At 68.3% G+C, this 17,875-nt stretch carries 9 protein-coding genes; all 9 read right to left on the reverse strand.

What is annotated here, in order from left to right; genetic code table 11:
• Positions 1-6: 6 nt before the first annotated feature.
• Complete coding sequence (locus BM060_RS15790) at positions 7-10,029, reverse strand: DUF4347 domain-containing protein (protein WP_074980895.1); 10,023 nt, start codon at positions 10,027-10,029, stop codon at positions 7-9.
• Between the two features lie 140 nt (positions 10,030-10,169).
• On the reverse strand, positions 10,170-10,751 hold the full coding sequence (locus tag BM060_RS15795; RefSeq protein WP_074980896.1) for a phage tail protein: 582 nt from the start codon (positions 10,749-10,751) through the stop codon (positions 10,170-10,172).
• A 66-nt stretch (positions 10,752-10,817) separates the two neighbouring features.
• Complete coding sequence (locus tag BM060_RS15800; protein ID WP_074980897.1) at positions 10,818-11,126, reverse strand: DUF6916 family protein; 309 nt, start codon at positions 11,124-11,126, stop codon at positions 10,818-10,820.
• 16 nt (positions 11,127-11,142) lie between these two features.
• Positions 11,143-11,550 (reverse strand): GNAT family N-acetyltransferase, encoded by a 408-nt coding sequence (locus tag BM060_RS15805; protein WP_307661048.1) that lies wholly within the window; start codon positions 11,548-11,550, stop codon positions 11,143-11,145.
• A 231-nt stretch (positions 11,551-11,781) separates the two neighbouring features.
• Positions 11,782-12,771, reverse strand: coding sequence for a sulfotransferase family protein (locus BM060_RS15810; protein WP_083426784.1), 990 nt, complete (start codon positions 12,769-12,771; stop codon positions 11,782-11,784).
• On the reverse strand, positions 12,756-13,559 hold the full coding sequence (locus BM060_RS15815; protein ID WP_074980899.1) for an aspartyl/asparaginyl beta-hydroxylase domain-containing protein: 804 nt from the start codon (positions 13,557-13,559) through the stop codon (positions 12,756-12,758). The genes BM060_RS15810 and BM060_RS15815 overlap by 16 nt, the downstream gene beginning before the upstream one ends.
• Before the next feature lie 41 nt (positions 13,560-13,600).
• Entirely contained in the window at positions 13,601-15,697 is a 2,097-nt protein-coding gene (locus BM060_RS15820; RefSeq protein ID WP_174672445.1) for an efflux RND transporter periplasmic adaptor subunit, read from the reverse strand.
• Positions 15,694-17,010: an efflux RND transporter periplasmic adaptor subunit gene (locus BM060_RS15825; RefSeq protein WP_074980901.1), complete on the reverse strand. Its 1,317-nt coding sequence runs from the start codon at positions 17,008-17,010 to the stop codon at positions 15,694-15,696. The genes BM060_RS15820 and BM060_RS15825 overlap by 4 nt, the downstream gene beginning before the upstream one ends.
• Positions 17,007-17,792, reverse strand: a complete 786-nt coding sequence (locus BM060_RS15830) for an efflux RND transporter periplasmic adaptor subunit (RefSeq protein WP_074980902.1) — start codon at positions 17,790-17,792, stop codon at positions 17,007-17,009. Before BM060_RS15830 ends, BM060_RS15825 begins: the two co-directional genes overlap by 4 nt.
• Positions 17,793-17,875: the final 83 nt, after the last annotated feature.

Here is a 17,875-nt window from a genome sequence, read left to right on the forward strand (position 1 = left end):
CCGCCATCAGCTGGCCGGCCGCTCCTGGCCGAGCTCGCCGAAGGCGTTGGCCAGGTCGGCGACCTGGCGCTGCTCGCGCTGATTCATTTCCTGCAACTGCTGTCCGAAGCCGGACGAAGTGAAGATCCCCCGCAGCCCCTGGCCGAGATCGCCCTGGCGCGGGCCGAAGGCCGACAGCGCTTGCTCGTCGCCCTCCCGCGCGGCACCGAAGATCGCTCCCAGCGTGGTCGAACCGAAGACGCCGGCATCGCCGCCACCGAAGCCGAGGAAACCATGCCCGCTGCCATCGCCGAAGGCGCTGTTGCCGGCATTGGCGAATATCTGTGCGATCTGCGTCTGGCTCGGCCCCTCGCGGAACAGGCTGCCGAGCAGCGACTGCGCCGCGCCACGGTTGCTGCTGTCCAGCAGCGGCGCCTGGCCGAGCGTCGGCGCGCCGAGGCTCTGCGACATCGGCGGCGGCGGCACGCTGCCGCCGGGAATGCTCCCGGGCAGCGCCGGCTGTATCCCCTGCTCGGCGCGGAACTGCGGGTCGCCGTCGCTCAGCGAGCCCTGCACCAGCAGGCCGCTGGTCGACGGCAGGCTGCCGAGTGCCAGGCTGGCGGCATTGCCCACGGCATCGCTCAGGCGTGCGCCATTGGCGAGTATCTGATCGCCCAACTGGATGCCGTCGATATCGGCCTGCCCGCTCTGCACGGTATAGGCGAACACCAGCCGGCTGCTGCCCGAGCCGGAAACGTAGTCGGCGTAGACCACCCCGCCACGGTCGAGGGTGATGGCGATGCGCGGCACGCCGGAATGGGTGTCCACCTGCACCGCTTCGCTGAAGTCGACGCTGAACTCCAGCGTCTGCCCCGGCGTGTAGCGGCCATCGGCCGGCAACTGCACGGCGGTGATCTGCGGGTTGCTGTGGTCCAGTGCGTAGCTCGGGCCGGTCAGGCCGGTGGCCAGCGCGTTGCCGGCCGCATCGCGGGCTACCGCGTTGGCGCGCACCGATAGGGTGAGAGTGCCGTCGCCACCGACCTCGCCCACGCTGACCCGCCAGGTCAGGTCGTTGAGCTGCACCACCGACAGAATCTGCCCGTGGGCGGAGCCGCTGGCCTGCAGGGCGAGGTCCTGGGCGCCGAGGAAGGCGACCCGCTCGGAGAAGCTGACGTCGTATTCCAGGGTATCGGCATTGCTCGGCGAGGCATCTACCCGGGTGATCGACGTGACCGTCGGCGCGGTGGTATCGACCAGCACCGCGCTGCTGTCGCGCACGCCATGCAGGGTCAGTTGCACATCGTTGCCGGCCTGGTCACGCATGACGGCGCCATGGGATTCGAGGCCGACGACCTGGATGCCATCGGCATCGTTGTCCCCCGGTTGTATCCGGTAGGAGAACATGCCGTAGGACGAGAAGTTGCCGATGAAGTCGGCGTAGACGGTGCGTCCGCCGATATCCAGCACCAGGCGCGGCGTGCCGTTGCTGGTATCCAGCAGGATGTTCTCGCTATAGCCGACCATCAGCATCAGCGAGTCGCCGGCCTTGTAGATCCCGTCATGGTAGACCGCAACCGACGTCACGCCGGGCGCAGTGGTGTCGACCACGGCGCCGGAGGTGTCGCTCAGGGCGGTGAGCGTGCTGTCCAGCGGGTTGCCGGCAGCGTCGGTGATGGTGCTGCCATTGGCCTGCAGGGAGAGGATCCGGATGCCACCGGCATCGTTGTCGCCCGGCTGCACCAGGTAGCGGAAGCTGATGCCGCTACCGGTGCTGGCGACGAAGTCGGCGTACACGGTGCGCCCGCCGAGTTCCACCAGCAGCCGCGGAGCGCCGCCGCTGGTATCGACCAGCAGGTTTTCGCTGCCGGTGATGGAGAAGTTCAGCGCGTCCCCCGCCTTGTAGTAGCCGGCGTAGGGGCCGGTGGCGAGCGTCACGGTCGGGCCGGTTGTATCCAGTAGCACGCCCTGCGTACTGCCGACCCCGTCGAGCGTCAGTTGCAAGGCATTGCCCGCTGCGTCGTGCAGGGCGCCGCCGTTGCTTTCCAGGTGCAGCACCTGGATACCGTCCGCATCGTTGTCGCCAGGCTGTACCTGGTAGCGGAAGGTCAGCGCCGTGCTGCCGGAGCCGGACAGGTAGTCGGCATAGATCGTCCGGCCGTCGAGGTCGAGCGCCAGGCGCGGCGTCCCGTTGCTCGTATCGACCAGTACGGCTTCGCTGGCGTTGACCGTGAAGGTCAGTTCGGTCCCCGCCCTGTAGCTGCCGTCGGCAGGCACGTCGACGCTGACGATGAGCGGCGCGGAGGTATCGACGATTACACCGGCGGTGCTGCCGACGTTGCTCAGGGCCAGGTTGGCGTCGTTGCCGGCATTGTCGCGCAGGGTGGCGCCATTGCCTTGCAGGCCCACCACGGTGATGCCATCGGCATCGGTATCACCGGCCTGCACCTGGTACTGGAACACCAACGCACCGGTACCGGAGCCCGAAACGTAGTCGGCGTAGACGGTGCTGGAGCCGATGGTCAGCGCCAAGCGCGGGCTGCCGTTGACGAACACCGCCTCGCTGGCATTGACCGTGAAGTTCAGCACATCGCCGGCGTTGTAATGACCGTTCGCCGGAACGCCAACGCCGGTCACCACCGGTGCGCTGGTGTCGACCAACACGCCCGCGGTGTTGCCGACGCTGTTCAGCGTCAGGACGGAGTTGTTGCCGGCGCCGTCGCGCAAGGTGCCACCGTTGGCGTCAATGGAGCCTACGGTGATGCCGTCGGCATCGTTGTCGCCGGCTTGCACCTGGTACTGGAACACCAGCGTGGAAGTACCGGAGCCGGAAACGTAGTCGGCATAGACCGTGCTGGAACCGATGGTCAGTGCCAGGCGCGGGGAACCGTTCACCGTGACCGTTTCGCTGGCGTTGACCGTGAAGCTGAGCAGGTCACCGGCCTTGTAGGTGCCGTCGGCGGGTACATCGACGCTGGAAACGACAGGCGCCAGGGTATCCACCCGCACATTCTGGCTGGGAAGAATGTTGTTCAGCGTCAGCAGGGCATCGTTTCCGGCGCTGTCCTTCAGACTGCCGCCGTTGGCCTGCAGGGACGTGATGGTAATGCCGTCGGCATCGTTGTCCCCCGCCTGCACGAGGTACTGGAACTCCAGTTGGGTACCGCCGGAGCCGGCGACATAGTCGGCGTAGACGGTTTCCGAACCCATGACGAAGGCCAGGCGCGGGATGCCGCCCTGGGTGCTCACCTGCACCGCTTCGTTGGTAGAAACAGAGAAAACCAGGATGTCGCCGGCCTTGTAGGTGCCATCTCCCGGGCCGAGCACCAGGCTGACCTGGGGAGCGCTGTGGTCGATGGCATAGGTTTCGCCCTGCAACCCACCGCTGAGGGCATTGCCGGCCTGGTCCTTGATGCTGTTGTCGTTGGCCAGGTCGAGTCGCAGGGTGCCGGTACCGGCCACGGCGGACACCACCACGCTATAGGTGCGCGAATCGACGGTGCTGACCGAGCTGACGACTCCGCTCGCTGTCTGGCTGCCCACCAGCACGAAGTCGGAAGCATCCACGCCGCTCACCGCTTCGCTGAAGGTGACGGTGTAGCGCACCGAGGTTCCATTGCTGGGCGACGCATCGACGCGAACGATGCCGCTGGCCGAGGGGGCGACGCTATCCACCAGCACGCCGCTGGTGGCGCCGACGTTGTTGAGCGTCAGGTTGGCAGCGTTGCCGGCGATGTCGTGGATGCCGCCACCATTCAGGTCGACGCTGCCGATGCTGATGCCGTTGCTGTCCAGCTGACCCGACGGCACGCCGAGACGGAACACCAGCGCACTGCTGCCAGTGCCGGAGAGATAGTCGGCGTAGTAGGTCTGGCCGCCGATATCCACGGCGAGCCGCGGCGTGCCATCGACTATGGCCGCCTCGCTGAGATTCAGGGTGAAGTCGAGGTTCTGCCCCGCGCGATAGATGTCGTCGGACGGCACGCTGACGTTGCCGATCAGCGGAACCACGCCGTCGACCACTATGTTCGCGTTGGCGCCCAGAGAGCCGGCGGCGCCCGGTGCTGCCAGGGTCAGCGTGGCAACGTCACCGCCGGCATTCTTGATGCTCCCGCCGTTCAACTGCAGCGCCGAAGTGGCGGCGACGTCGAGGTCGGCACTTACGTCGCCGGCCTGCACGGTGTAGAGGAAGGTCAGCACATTGCTGCCGGAGCCGCCGGAATAGCTCGCGACGCGGTCGACCAGTCCGGTCTCCAGCAACAGGCCTGGCGTGCCGTCGACGAACACGTTCTGGTCGAATGTCACCTGCAGCTGGATGGTGTCGCCGGCCTTGTAGGTGCCGTTCGGAGTCAGGGCCACGACGTCCTGCGCCTGCGGGTTCGGGATGCGAACCTGCAGGGCCACGCTGGTGGTGGTGGTGCCCCCGGATCCGTCGGTGACCGTGACCACCAGGGTATCGCTGCCCTGGTATCCGCTAGTGGGTTGGTAAACGAGGCCGTTCAGGAAAGCGTTCAGGCCGGACAGGGGCCCAGCGGTTGACCATGTCTGAGAGGGCATGCCGGAGTACAGGATGGAACCATGGCTGACGGAAACGCTCAGCAAGAAACCACTGTCCGCATTGTCGACATCGCTCACCACTATGGCGTTGCCGTTGGCGTCGCTGAACGTCAGGCTGCCGAGTGAAGAAACGCTCTGCGCCCCCGGAACGCTGACGGTCGGCGCATCGTTGACCGCGTTGATCGTGAGGCTGACGTTCGCCAGGGCGCTCAGCGCATCGGCCGGGCCGCTACCGCCGTTGCCGCCATCGTCGATGCCGATGGTCAGTTGCACGCTGCCGTTGAAATTGGCGGCCGGCATATAGGTCAGGTTGTTGCCGGCAATGAAGGCATTGAGGTCCGCCAGGCTGCCGCCGAGGGTCAGTTGGCCACTGCCCGTGCCGCTGACTGTCACGCCAGCGCCGCCCAGGGCGAACAAGGCGCCGCTGGGCACGCTGAAGGTCACGCTCATGGTGCCACTGCCGGCATCCACGTCGCTGAAGCTGATGCCGCTCAGCGCCAGGCTGGTGTCTTCGTTGGAAGAATAGGCCAGAGGCGCGGTGATCTGCGGCGCATCGTTGACCGCCACCACGTTCACGCTGCTGGCCACGGCCAGGTTGGTCGTGTCGATCCCGCCGTTGGTGGTGCCGCCGCTGTCTTGGATATGCGTCAGCGTCACCACGCGGCTGCCGGCGCCGGGGGTGTCGCCGAGGACACGATAGCTGAGCCCGGCCACCAGGTTCTGGGCATCGCTCGTGCTGATGCCGCCGGCCTTGCCGATGGTCACGCTGGCGGTGCTGCCACTGACCGACACCGTCACGCTCATGCCATTTGTGGTGGTCAGGGCGTTGCCATTGACCAGCGCGACATCGGTGCCGTCGATGCGCAGAATCTCGTTGCCGCCATCGCGCAGGCCGCTGACGCTCAGGCCGATGCCGGTGATCGACTGGCCGCTTTCGCCGGCGCTGATGACCACGTCGCCGAACAGGGAGACCGCCGAGCCATTCTCGACGTAGGTCGGCGCGCTGCCGGTAGCGGTGAGGCTCGGCGGGTCGTTCACCTCGACCACGTTCAGCGTGAGGTTGGCGGCGCTGCTGGTGGCGCCGTCGCCATCGTTCACGGTGAGGCTCAGGGTACGCGTCGCGGTGGATGGGTCGTTCAGGTTGCTGTTGCGGTAGGTGATGGCGTGGATCAGTGCCTGCACCGCCTGCGCAGTGGCGTTGGCGCTGGTGAAAGTGACGACCAGGTCGTCGCTGCCGGAGCCGCCGGCAAAGGTCCCGATGACGACGCCGCCATAGGTCACGCTGTTACCTGAGACACCGATCTGGCCGGTGCCTGTGCCCTGGTCGAGGATGCCCAGCAGATCCTCGCCAGTCGCCCGGTTGGCGGTGATCGAGACAGTCAGGTTGCCGCCGTTGAAATCACTGGAGTCGCTGTCGCTGACGGTGGCGGAACCCGCGGCGTCGAGCAGTACCGCCGCGCCGCCCTCGGTATGGCTGACAGGGCCGCTGCCCAGGTTGTCGATCACCGGCGCCTGGTTGACAGGTCCGGCCAGGATGAAATCGTTGCCGGTGCCGCCAACGTAGCTGACCGTCAGTTCCGTGCCATTGCCGGCGGCCAGGACGGTGCTGCCTTCGGCGAGGCCGGAGAAGGTGCCGGATATGGCATCGCTGCCATCGTTGACGATCACCGCGTAACTGTCGCCCAACCCCGCCGGGTAGCCATGGCTGACCGATAGGGTCGCCGCGCTGCTGAGGAAGACGAGGCCGTTGACCAATACCTGGTCATAACTGCCCGGGGCGCTACCGTTGATCTCGGCCTGCAGGACCGAGCCGCTGTTCATGATCAGGTTGCCGTTGATGCTCAGGGTGCCGGCCCCGCCATTGCCGGGTGACAGCGTGCCGCCGCTGGCGATCACCACAGCTCCGGCCAGCGTCGCCGTGCCGGTGCCGCCCAGCGTCGCGCCGGAGAGCACGCTCAGGCTGCTACCCGCCAGCGAACCGTTCAGCATCAGGGTACCGCCCTGTATCGAGGTGGCGCCGGTATAGCCGCTGCTGCCGCTGAGGGTGAAGGTGCCGGTACCGGTCTTGGCCAGGCTGCCGCTGCCGTTGATCGAGCCGGCGAAGGTCGTGCTCAGGTTGGCGCCGCCTACGGTCAGGGTATTGCTGCCAAGTTGCACCGCGCCGGCGCCGGCCAGCGCGGCCAGGGTTTCATTCGACGACAGCGACAGGCTGGCGCCGCTGTTCACCGTCACGCTGGAAACATCGGCAATGGCATTGCCGCCGCTGAGCGCCAGCGTCCCGCCGGCCACCATGGTGTCGCCGGTATAGGTATTGCTGCCCGCCAGCATGGCGGTGCCGCTGCCGGTCTTGGTCAGGCTGCCGCCGCCCGAAACCACCCCGGCCAGGGTCGCCGTGCCGCCGGAGATGGCCAGGGTGCCGCCGGCGCCGCCGAGCACGACGGCGTTGTCGACGGTGAAGGATGCGCCGTTGTTGCTGAGGGTGCCGCCATTGAGCGTCAGGGTGCCGGAGGAAAGCTGGTCGTCGCTGGAAATCTGCAGGGTGCCGCCGGCGACGTTGATGCCGCCGGACATGCCCGCCTCGTTGCTCGCGCTGGTCAGCCCCAGGGTGCCGCTGCCGGTCTTGCTCAACGCACCGCTGCCGGCCAGGGCGCTGCCCAGGGTGACGGTGTCGCCGGCGCCGTTGCTCAGCGTCAGGGTGGTGCCGCCGCCGAGGCTGATGGTTCCGCCGGTGATCAACAGCCCACTCGCCGCATCGGTGTCCAGCGTCAGGCTCTCGCCGATGCTGAGGTTGCCGGCCAGGTTGATGGTCTGCCCTGCCAGGGCGCCGCTGAAGACGATGGTCTGGCTGCCGGTGGCATCGGCCGCGGCGATAGCTACCGCCTCGCTGAAGCTGACGCCGTTGCCGGGGTCGATGGTCGCGGTGTCGGTGGCATTGGTGACGTAGATGAAATCGCTGCTGGCAACGACGTCCGCGCTCGCGCTGGAACTGCCGTCGCTGAGCGTGAAGCGGATGCTGGTATCGCCGGACGGCGTGTCGTTGCGGTAGGTGATGTGCCGCGCGACATCGTTCACCAGCGCGGTGGTGGCCGCGGTGCCGCTGCTGGTGTAGGTGATGGTCAGTACGCCGCCGCTGTTGGTGAACGTGGCGAAGGTCAGCCCACCCGCCTGCAGGTTGTTGCCGCTGACCGTGAACGAGGCGTCGCTGGTGTTGAAGTCGAAGCTGTCGGTGGAAACGGCAGCGCCCGGGCGCTGTACCGTGAGGCTGGCGCCGCTCCAGTCGCCGCTGCCGGCGTTGCGCGCGCCGAACTCGGTGTCACTGAGGGTGGCGTTGCCGCCCACGTCGAGCGTCACGCTGCTGCCGACGCCAGCCCAGGCGACGCTGTCGCCATTGAGGTTGCCCAGGCTGGGTGCCGAGTTGATCACGATGGCCTTGTTGGCCCCCAGGGACCCGGCTGTGCCAGGGCTGGCGAGCGTCAGGGTGGCATCGTTGCCCGCCGCATCGCGGATGCTGCCGCCATTGAGGGACAAGGCGTTGCTGGCGAGGTAATCGAGGTCGGCGCTGCTGTCCCCCGCCTGGACCGTGTAGTTGAAGGTCAGGGTGGAGGTGCCGGAACCGCTGACGTAACTGACCGCCCGGTCGGTGGCGCCGGTTTCCAGCGTCAGTTGCGGGGTGCCGGTGACCGTGACCGCCTCGTTGAAGGAGACCTGGATCGAGATGACGTCGCCTGCCTTGTAGACGCCGTTGGCAGTGGACGAGGAAACCGAATTGACGGAGGGCACCAGGGTATCGATGGCGTAGTTGCCGGAGTCCTTCGTGCCGGAACCGGCCAGGCCGCCCTGCACGGCGTTGACCCCGCCCAGGTTGACGGTGATCACGTTGCTGGCATCGGTGACGCCGGTGTTGGGGGTGAGGATCCCGCTCCAGGTGACGCCACCATCGCTGGAGCTCAACCCGCTGATGACACCGTTGGGCACGGTCAGGTCGGCGGTGGTGAAACCGGTGACGGCGGTGTTGAACGTGAAGGTGACACCGGAGGTCTCGCCGGCGTTCAGGTTGCTGTCGGTGAAGACGACGGAAAGCAGGTCGGGCGCGGTGTTCAGGCTGACCACGGAGCCGACGCTGGTGGCAATGCTGCCGCTGTTGTCGCCGGTCCAGTTGGCCGAGTTGGTCACCCGTGCCAGCCAGGTGGCACGGTCGGCCGAGGTGGTCGGGCCGGTGTACTGGATGTTGTCCAGCTCCAGCGAGCCGCCGCCGGGGATGCCGACCGCGTTGATCCCATTGCTCAGGGCGTTCTGGCTGTTGACGCCGTCGGGGAGCATCGAATCGCGCAGGGTGACAGCGATCGAAGTGTTCCAGCCGTTGGCGTCGACCGCTCCGGCGGAGTTGTTGAAGCCGAAGATGAAGTAGGGGTTGCTGTCCGTGTCCTGGTAGATGAACAGGCCATCGCCGGCCAGGTTCAGCGGGTCGGTGATGGTGTAGGGGGTCACGCTTATCTGCGAACTGAGGTCGATGCCGGTAGTGACGTTGGTCAGGGTGGTCGCCTGGTCGGAACCACCGAAGAACAGTTGCAGGCGGGTGCCGGCGGCGATGGTGCCGGTGGTGGTCCAGGTGACGGTGCCGTCGCCCGTGGAGCTCGTGGTGAAGGCATCGGAGGCCTGGTCCCAGCCCTTGTCGGTGAACTTGATGACCGTGCCGGCGGGGATGTCGACCAGGGTCGCCAGGGTCACGGTGTCGGTGAGCGCGTTCCAGCCGAGCACCACCATGTCGCCGGCATTCAGCGTGTTGAGCACGTGGTCGTAGCTCACGCCCGCCAGCACCGACTTGCTCTCGATGGCGCCGGTGGCGGCTTCCAGCACCCAGTCGCCGCCCTTGTCGGCATCACCGCTCCAGTCGGTCGAGGCCGCCACGTCGGCGTCGGTGTAGCCGGCCAGCTTGGCCAGAAATGCCGAGCCGTCCGCGCCCTTGCCGACATCGCAACCATAGATCAGCAGGTCGCCGTCGGCACCGAGGCTGGCGCCGATCTGTTCGAGCTGGGCCTTGGCGGTATCGACGTTGTCCAGGGTCAGGCGCGTGGAGCCCACCTGCACGCTGGCTTCGCCGCCATGGGAAATCAGGTGGATCGCGTCGAGGTCGGTCCGCCCCTTGAGGTAGTCGGCCATCTGCTGCAGGCCGTTCTTCGACGGGTCCAGCACCACCACTTCGCTGCCCTTGGGCAGTTGGCTGGTCAGCTGCTTGTAGTCCTGGACGTTGCCGTCGACGAAGACCACCTCATGCCGGGCTTCGGTTGCCGTTGCCGCCGAGGCCGGCGCTGCGGCAGTGTCCTTGCCCGCGACGTCGTGCTGGCCGGCAGCCTCGACCGCCTGCGCCGCCTGGTCGGCCACCACCGGCACCGAGGCGTCGAACATCATGCGCGGTTCGAGTGCCTGGATGAGCGAGGCCCTGTGCGCATGGCTGGTTGGTTTGCCGCCAGTCTTGTTGCGTTTCCAGAATGCCATGCTGACCTCGAACGGAGTGCCGCCTGGGCGGCTGGGGACCGGTGCCCCTGGCCTGCCGACGGGCAAGTGCCTGAACTACGTTGCGGAACGGGCGCCGTTGCCGGCGCCTGTCCGAAACCCTGGTGTTGCTGCCCCGTGCCTCAGTTACGGCTCGGGAAGATCCCTTCCAGGGCGATGATGAAGTTGATGCCCTGGAAGGGATTGCGGATAGCCACCGGCATGTTGTTGCCGACCGAGGCGGTCTGGCCGGTGACGTTGGCGTTGAAGGGCGCCAGCGTGGTGCTGCCCGGCGCCTGGGCATACACCTTCACTTCGGCGCCAGCGGTGTTGTCGACGGTGGTGGCCAGGACGCTGGTGTTCGAGGGCGACATGCTGGTGCCCTCGGTCGTGGCTACGGGGATCGAAACCGAGGCCGTGCCCGTGACCGTATGGGCGTGAGCCGGCAGATTGTTGATGGTGAGGGTGATGGCCTCGCCGCCGCCGACCTGCCCCAGGTCCACAGGGCTCAGTCCAGGCTGCTGCCCGAAGCCGACCGGGCTGCGGCCACGCAGATCCGGCAGGGCGAAAGTCTGCACGCCGTTCCCGCCGTAGGTGACGCCGAGGATGGAAAACAACGCAGCGTTCTGCGCAATGCTCATAGTCTGCCCGTAACACAGGGCATAGCCCCTGGGCGCGAAATTGCCGCCGAACATCTTGATCTCACCGAGGAACGGATCACTCATTGCCTGCCTCTCCCTTGCCTGTCGCTATTGGGGCGGGCACTGCGCCCGCCGGAATCGGTAGCCCCGTCATGCGGGGTTCTCCATGTGGAACACCGCCTGCAATACCTGGCGCCCGTGCTCGTCCGGCAGGCTCGGGCTCATCAGCAGCAGCCAGCCTTCGTCGCCCGGCGGCGACACGCGGAACACCGCCTGTTCGGCGCGCAGGCCGGACGGCAACGCGAAGTGCGCGGAGAAACACTGGTATCCGGGGCTCATCGCAATGCCGTCGATGACCTCCAGCAGTTCCACGTCTATCGTCTGCGCGGCATCGATCCACAGTTGAAAGGTCTTCCCCGTGGCCTGCTGAAGCGCTTCGCGGGTGGGCATCGGATACATGCGTGATTCCTGGCCTTCAGTGGCTGGTCGGACGGCTGCCGGAAGCCGGCCTCCGCATCTTCAGGTAGACCCCGTTCTCGCCCTCGACGACGAACCCGTGGCGCAGGTAGAGGCGTTGCGCCGGGTTGTAGTTCTCCACGTACAGGCCGACGCTGAGGCCTTGCGCGTCGGCCCGCCCCAGCCACTGGCGCAGCAGCGCGCCGCCGATGCCGCGGCCACAGGCCTCGGGCAGCAGGGCGAGATCGATGATCTGCAGGTGCTCGGGCCCCCAGAACAGGTAGGCGCGGCCGACCGACTGGCCACCGGCCTCGATCACGCAATAGTCCGCATCGGGGAAATGCGCCTGGTAGTAGCTGTGCTGGGCGTCGAACTGCTGGGAAAGGAAGGCGTCGATAGCTGCCGGGGCCCAATCGACCTGGGCCATCTCGCCGGCTCGGGTGGAGGCGTATAGCGCACGCAGGAACGCCTGATCGGCGTCCACGAGAGGGCGAAGCTGCAACTCGAAAGTTGGCATGGCGTCGTGCATCCTTGCGACGGCCCCTCTTCGGGAGCCACATCCGTTATCGTTTTTGTGTTGAACCGAACGCTGGAAGCCTATCCGATGCTGAAGGCGTATCGCCAGCATTTACTGAAAGAAACGTAAACTTTTTCTCAATCACTCGTATGAATTCAACAGGCGCAGAGCCTCCAACCTGTCATAAGGCTCCTGGGCCCAGCGCCGTACCGCCTCGCGGACCGCTTCTGTCGCGGACTCGCGCTTGTGCAGGCTGTCCGCGCTGAAGGCCTGCGACGGCTGCTTGGCGTCGACCGCGGCGATCTCCTGCAGCCGTGCCAGGTCGGCCTCGCGCACCCCGAACAATCCGCCCAGGCGGCCCCAGAGCGCGCCAGGCAGCTCGGTGTAGTTCAGCGCAATGCCGCCCTCCTCCCGGCACAGGCGCAAACCCCGCTCGAGGATCTGACCGACCATCCGGCAGCTGTATTCCAGCATCGGCATGTCCTGCCCGCCCGGCAGCGCCTCATCCAGCCCCGATGGCCCCAGCAGCCCCGGCACCCGCTGCATGCCCGGCTGGCGCAACTGCGAGACGACGATCTCCAGCGGGTCGCGATAGAGGAAGAGGCGCGGCGTGTCCGGGTACAGCCCGCACAGCAGCGAGGCCTCGAAGACGTTCCAGGCGTCGAGCTTCACCAACAGCCGCCCTTCCCCGCCCAGGCGGCGCTGGCCATAGGCGGAAAACAGCGCGCGCACCCAGTCCGCCTGCCGCCCGGCCACGCCGGGGTCGCGGTAATGCGCGCGCAGCACGGCATCCAGCGGTGGCGGTTCGGAAAGCACGGTGTGGCGCGGCAACCCGGCAAGCATCTGCGCCAGCAGCGTCGAACCGCAGCGCGAGGCATGGAAGATCAGTACGCCGGGCGCAAGTCCCGGGCTGGCCCGCCGCCAGCCGAGCAAGGCGTCGACGGCGGTCTCGCGGCGAAACGCCTGGTTGAACGGCAGGCGCAGGGCCTGCTCGACGTCGTCGCGGAAGAACGGCCGGGTCGGCGCCCGGTCACCGAACCAGCACCAGTCCACCCGCCATTCGCCGTCCCGCGGCCAGATGCGGATGGGCAGCCAGCCATACAGGGTTGCGCAGGTCATCGTACTGTCCATTGTTCGCTCCAGGCCTGGCGCCCCTGGCGCATCGCCGCCCGCACTTCCGCCTCGGCGAAGCACAGGCCCGCGGCTTCACCCTGGCGGATGGCTTCGCGGATGAAGGCCTGGGAATCGACGCATTCGCGCAGGCGCCGCGCCAGGGCCGCATCCTGCTCCACCCGCCGACGAAACTCGAGGAATGCCCGCACCGCGCGGCCCGGCAGCAGCTCAGGCGTGCCCTCCAGCCCCTGCTCGACGAGCGCCAGCAGCCAGGGCTCGGGCGCACAGTCCAGCACCAGGTGGATGCGCGCCTGCGTGCTGGGGTTGTCCACCCGGTGGGGTCGCGACAGGTCGAGGAACCAGCATTCCCCCGGACGCATCGGCACCTGCAAGCCGTCGAGCAGGAACTCCACCGCCTCCGCGCTGCGCAGTGGCACGTGCAGGCGCAGATCGCCGCCGGGCATCCCCAGGTCGGGATCGCAATGCTCGTGGATCCGCGCCCCGGGCCCGAGGCGCAGCAGGCGCGCGCTGCGCACGCTGCTGCGGAAGACGCCCAACAGCTGGTGCCAGGCTGCCTCCTGCTGCCACCAGTCGCTGGCGCGGGGCGCGCCATGGCCGGGAGCCAGCGGCAAGGGGGCATCGACCGCCGAAATCAGCGCCACGCCGCTCCAGTCGCCTTCGTAGTAGCCACTGTTGAAATGATGCTGCCAGGCCCCGGGCTCCACCCGGTCCAGCGCCGCCAGCAGCGGCGGCAGGTCGATGGCGATGGGCAGGCGCGAACAGCTTGGCCGGGGCTTGTCTGGCATGGACGGTTTCCTTGTCTCTCAACGGGCGGCGCCGTGCCGCGTCAGAATCCACTCTCGCGCACGCCCAGCGCGGCCAGGCGCCGCCAGGCGTAGCCGAGCACCGACTGGCCACGTCCATCCAGCACCACGACGCCGCGCAGGGGCTGTGCGGGCGCCTGCGGCGCATCCAGCAGGCTCAGGCGCACACCGTACTGGGCCTGCACCGGCTCCGCGCGCTGCTGGGCATCGCGGCGCACGGCGATCGGGCCCTGGTGATCGGAACTCAGGGCCTCCAGCTCGAGGAAGGCCACGCCGTTGGCGTCGACGCTGTCCAGCCGCACCGCCAGGGCCGGGCGCGCCGGATCGTCGGCGATGAAACGCCCGTCGGCCCCCGCCGCCACGCGCCAGAGGTCATCTTCGGCCAGGTAGCCGCGCAGGCGCAGGCCGGGCTCGACCACGCGCACCAGGGTGTCGGCGGGCTTCAGCCAGCGCCCCGGCTCCAGGTCCGGCAGCAGGTCGCGCACCATCCCGGCTTGCGGCGCGCGCAGCTGCAGGCGCTCGCGCTGGGCGGCGAAGCCGCGGTACTCGGCCACGGCCTCGGCCAGCTGCTGTTCGAGAATGCCGGCATCGGCCGCCGTTTCGCTGCGGCCGGACTGGCGGCGCAGCTGCAACTGGAGGATGTCGATCTTGTGCCGGGCGATGGCCTGGCGCGAATCCAGGTCGGGAGACTCCAGCTCCAGCAGCAGGTCGCCCTGCGCCACGGCCTGGCCATCCTTCACGTACGACTGCTTCAGGCGCGCCGCCACCGGCGCGTGCAGGGCGTTGGTGCGCACCGCCTCCAGCAGCGCCGGCACCTCGACCGAACTGCGCCAGGGCAGCACCAGCAACGCCAGTACGGCCAGCAGGCCGGCACCGCTGAGCAGGACCTTGCCCGGAGCGGCCTGGTCGCGGCGTCGCCACCACTCGTGCAGTTCCTTCCAGATCGGCAGGCCGAGGAACCAGACCAGCTCCACCAGCATGAGGAAGATCCCCAGCACCTTGAAGAACAGGTGGTACACCGCCAGGGCGATGCCGAAGAACAGCACGGCGCGCCACAGCCAGGAACCGTAGCCCCAGACCAGCAGACGCCGCGCCATCGACGGCGACCAGGGCTCCGGCGCCGGCTCGCCGTAGCCGAACAGCGCCTCGCGCAGGCGCCAGCGGCACAGCGCAAAGGCCCGTGCCTGGAGGTTCTCCACGCCCCACAGGTCGCTGAGCAGGAAATAGCCGTCGAAGCGCATGAAGGGGTTGAGGTTGATCGCCAGGGTGGTGATCCAGGTGGCGCTGGCCAGCATGAACGCGGACGTCCGCAGCGGCCCGTCCGGCAGCAACGACCAGGCGAGCAGCGCCAGCACCGCCAGCACCAGCTCGGCGAGCACGCCGCCGGCGCCGATCAGCAGGCGCGAGCGGCGGTCGTTGACGCGCCAGGCGTCGCTGACGTCGGTGTAGAACATCGGCAGCAGCACCATGAACGCCACGCCCATGCTCTGTACCCGGCAGCCGGCGCGCTTGGCCATGAACGCATGGCCGAACTCGTGGCAGAGCTTGGCGAAGGTCAGGGCCACGCCGAAGGCCAGCGCGCCACCGAAGCTGAACAGGTGCGGGAAGGTGGCGATGAAGCGCTCCCAGTCGCGCGCCACCAGGAATACGCCCAGCCCCAGCACCAGCGGCAGCCCCCAGCGCAGCAACCAGCCGCCATGGCGCGCCAGCAGCGGCCAGGCGCGGTTGAGGAAGACATCCGGACGCCACAGCGGCACCCGGAAGAACAGGTACTGATGCAGCACGCGACGCCACAGGCTCTGGCGCAAGGCGCCCGCCTTGGCGCCATAGCTGGCCCGCTGCTCGGCATCGACGGCGGCGATCAGGTCATGGCCGCGGAGGAAGCGCAGCAGTTCCTCCAGCTCGGCCTCGCCCAGCGGCCCGCCGGTTTCCGCATTGGCGGCCTCCAGCACCCGCCGCGGGTCGACCAGCGACCAGTGCCGGAGCAGGCGGACGGCAGCGGCCCCGAGCTTGAAATAGCGCCCGCGCAGCGGGTCGGCCAGGGTCCATTGCGGCGAGCCGTCGAAGCCCGCCGCAGCCGGCGACAGGCTCAGGTCGGGGCGCAGTGCCGGCAACATCAGAAGCCGAGCCTCTGGCGCAGCGCCGCCAGGGGCCGGCGCAACAGGTAGTAGGCCAGCGGCGCACGCTCACCCGACAACTTGGCCGTGCCGCGCAGGCCGATACGCGGCGGCGCGTCGAGGAAGGCCGCGTCCAGGCGATAGGCCAGTTGCCCGGCAGCCGTGGCCTGGGCCTCGTAGGCGGAGCGTTCGAGACGGGCGGCCTGGCGGTTCAGCGGATCGCTGTCGAGGAACAGCGCGACCTCGGCCCCCGGTGCCAGGGCGATGGCATCGCCCACCGGCAGTTCGATGCGCAGCTCGGCCTGGGCCGGGTCGGCAATCTGCATCAAGCGCTCGCCGGTCTGCACCGGCCTGCCGGTCCAGCGCTCGGCATCGGCGAACACCGCAATGCCGGCGCGCTCGGCGCGTACTTCGCTGCGGGCCAGCAACTGGCGGGCGTAGTCCAATTCGGCACGCTTCTGCTCCACGCGGGCGGCCAGCAGGTCGATCCGCGCGCTGGATTCGGCGTCGGTGAACGCCCGCTGGGTGCTGGACTTCAGCTCGGCCTCGGCAACCCCCAGGGCGCGCTCGGCGACATCGGCCTGGGCCTTGAGGCTGGTGGCCTCGAAGCGCACCAGCAGATCGCCGGCGGCCACCGGTTGGTTGGGCTTGACCAGGAATTCGGCGATCACCCCGTCCAGCGGCGCGGCGACCACCCGCCCGCCCAGGGGCACGACTTCCGCGGGCGCCAGCACCGACTGGCGCACCGGCAGCAGGAGCAACAGGCAAAGCGCGCCGGCGATCGCCAGCACCTTCTTCTTCGGCCAGCGCAGGCGCCAGGGCTTGCGCGGCTGCAAGGCCAGCCAGGCATGGGCATAGGTGCCACCGAGCTGGTTCAACAGCGCCTGCTCGGCCTCGCTGAAGGGGCGCTCACGGGCCAGCCAGAGCCCACCGAACGCCTCGCCGCTGCGGTCCAGCAACGGCAGCCAGTAGGCCTGGGCCACCGACAAGGCCTGCCAGTCGGCCCGGCTATCGCCATCCAGGCTTTCGCTATCGACGGCGCCGGCGAAGCCCAGCTGCGCCTTCGCCTGCAATTGCCCGACGGCGCGCTCGACGAAAGCCACGAATGGCGCATTGGGCTCCACCACGCTGACACCGGTAAGCGCGCGGACCTTGCCGGCGATCAGCAGGGCCGCATGGTGGTAGCCGAACAGCAGTTGGCCATCGTTGACCATGGAGAAGGCCAGTTGCTCGGTGCTGGCGGCCTCGCGCGCCTGGCGCTCGAGGCCGAGGAACTGGGCGAAGACCCGCTCGGCGCCGCCGACGGCTGCGTTCATGGGTTCTCCGCGAATTGCGCGGTGCCGCTCATGCCCGCCACCAGGCCGTCGCCGGCCGGAGCGCTGGCGATCAGCAGCAGGGTCTGGCTGGCTTCGTCGATGCGCGCGCCCAGGCGTTTTATCTCCACCTGCAGCGGCTGGCCGGTTTCGTCCGGGGTGAAGCTGAAATGCTGGCCGGGCTTGAGCTTGGCCAGCCAGCGCGAGGGCACCAGCAGGCGGATCTCCAGGCTGCGGTTGTCGACGATCTCCAGCAGCGGCGCGCCGCTGGCCACGCTCTCGAACGGCTGCGCCTTGCGCTGCACCACCTGGCCATCGTAGGGAGCCTGCACGCTGCAGCGGCGCACCTGTACCTGGTAGACCTGGGCCTGGGCCTGGGCTTCGGACTGCTTGGCCTCGGCCAGGGCCACTTCATAGCGGCCGACGGAGTTCAGCGAGGCCAGCTGGCGATTGTGCGAGAGTTCTTCGCCGGCGGCCCGCACCGCGGCCTGGGCGGCATTGAGCTGGGCCTGGTAGGCAGAGCAGTCGAAGCGCACCAGCACGTCGCCCTTGTGGAAGGCCTGGCCTTCGGCGAACGGCATTTCCAGGATGCGCCCGGCCAGTTCGCTGGACAGCATCGCCTGCTCGCGGGCATGCAACACGCCACGGACTTCACGCTTGGCGCCTGCCGAGCCGTCCACGGCCGGTAGCGGCAACAGCGGGTCCGGCGCCGCTTCCTGCGCAGCCTGCGCCTGCCCTGCCAGTCCTACCGCGATCGATATCGCGTACCACATGCGCCTCTGCATTCCCTGCCCTCCACGACCGGATGCGCGGAGTCTAAGGGAGTGGCGTTCTGTAGGAAATGGCCTTCTGCCATTTCGCCTGACGG

Source organism: Pseudomonas citronellolis (assembly GCF_900112375.1).
Classification (GTDB): Bacteria; Pseudomonadota; Gammaproteobacteria; order Pseudomonadales; family Pseudomonadaceae; genus Pseudomonas; species Pseudomonas citronellolis.

Excerpts from the sequence above, each read along its gene's own strand:
- BM060_RS15790 (WP_074980895.1), bottom strand. The coding sequence starts at position 10,029 with ATGGCATTCTGGAAACGCAACAAGACTGGCGGCAAACCAACCAGCCAT.
- BM060_RS15800 (WP_074980897.1), bottom strand. The coding sequence starts at position 11,126 with ATGTATCCGATGCCCACCCGCGAAGCGCTTCAGCAGGCCACGGGGAAG.
- BM060_RS15805 (WP_307661048.1), bottom strand. The coding sequence starts at position 11,550 with ATGGCCCAGGTCGATTGGGCCCCGGCAGCTATCGACGCCTTCCTTTCC.
- BM060_RS15830 (WP_074980902.1), bottom strand. The coding sequence starts at position 17,792 with ATGCAGAGGCGCATGTGGTACGCGATATCGATCGCGGTAGGACTGGCA.
- BM060_RS15795 (WP_074980896.1), bottom strand. The coding sequence starts at position 10,751 with ATGAGTGATCCGTTCCTCGGTGAGATCAAGATGTTCGGCGGCAATTTC.
- BM060_RS15810 (WP_083426784.1), bottom strand. The coding sequence starts at position 12,771 with ATGGACAGTACGATGACCTGCGCAACCCTGTATGGCTGGCTGCCCATC.
- BM060_RS15825 (WP_074980901.1), bottom strand. The coding sequence starts at position 17,010 with ATGAACGCAGCCGTCGGCGGCGCCGAGCGGGTCTTCGCCCAGTTCCTC.
- BM060_RS15815 (WP_074980899.1), bottom strand. The coding sequence starts at position 13,559 with ATGCCAGACAAGCCCCGGCCAAGCTGTTCGCGCCTGCCCATCGCCATC.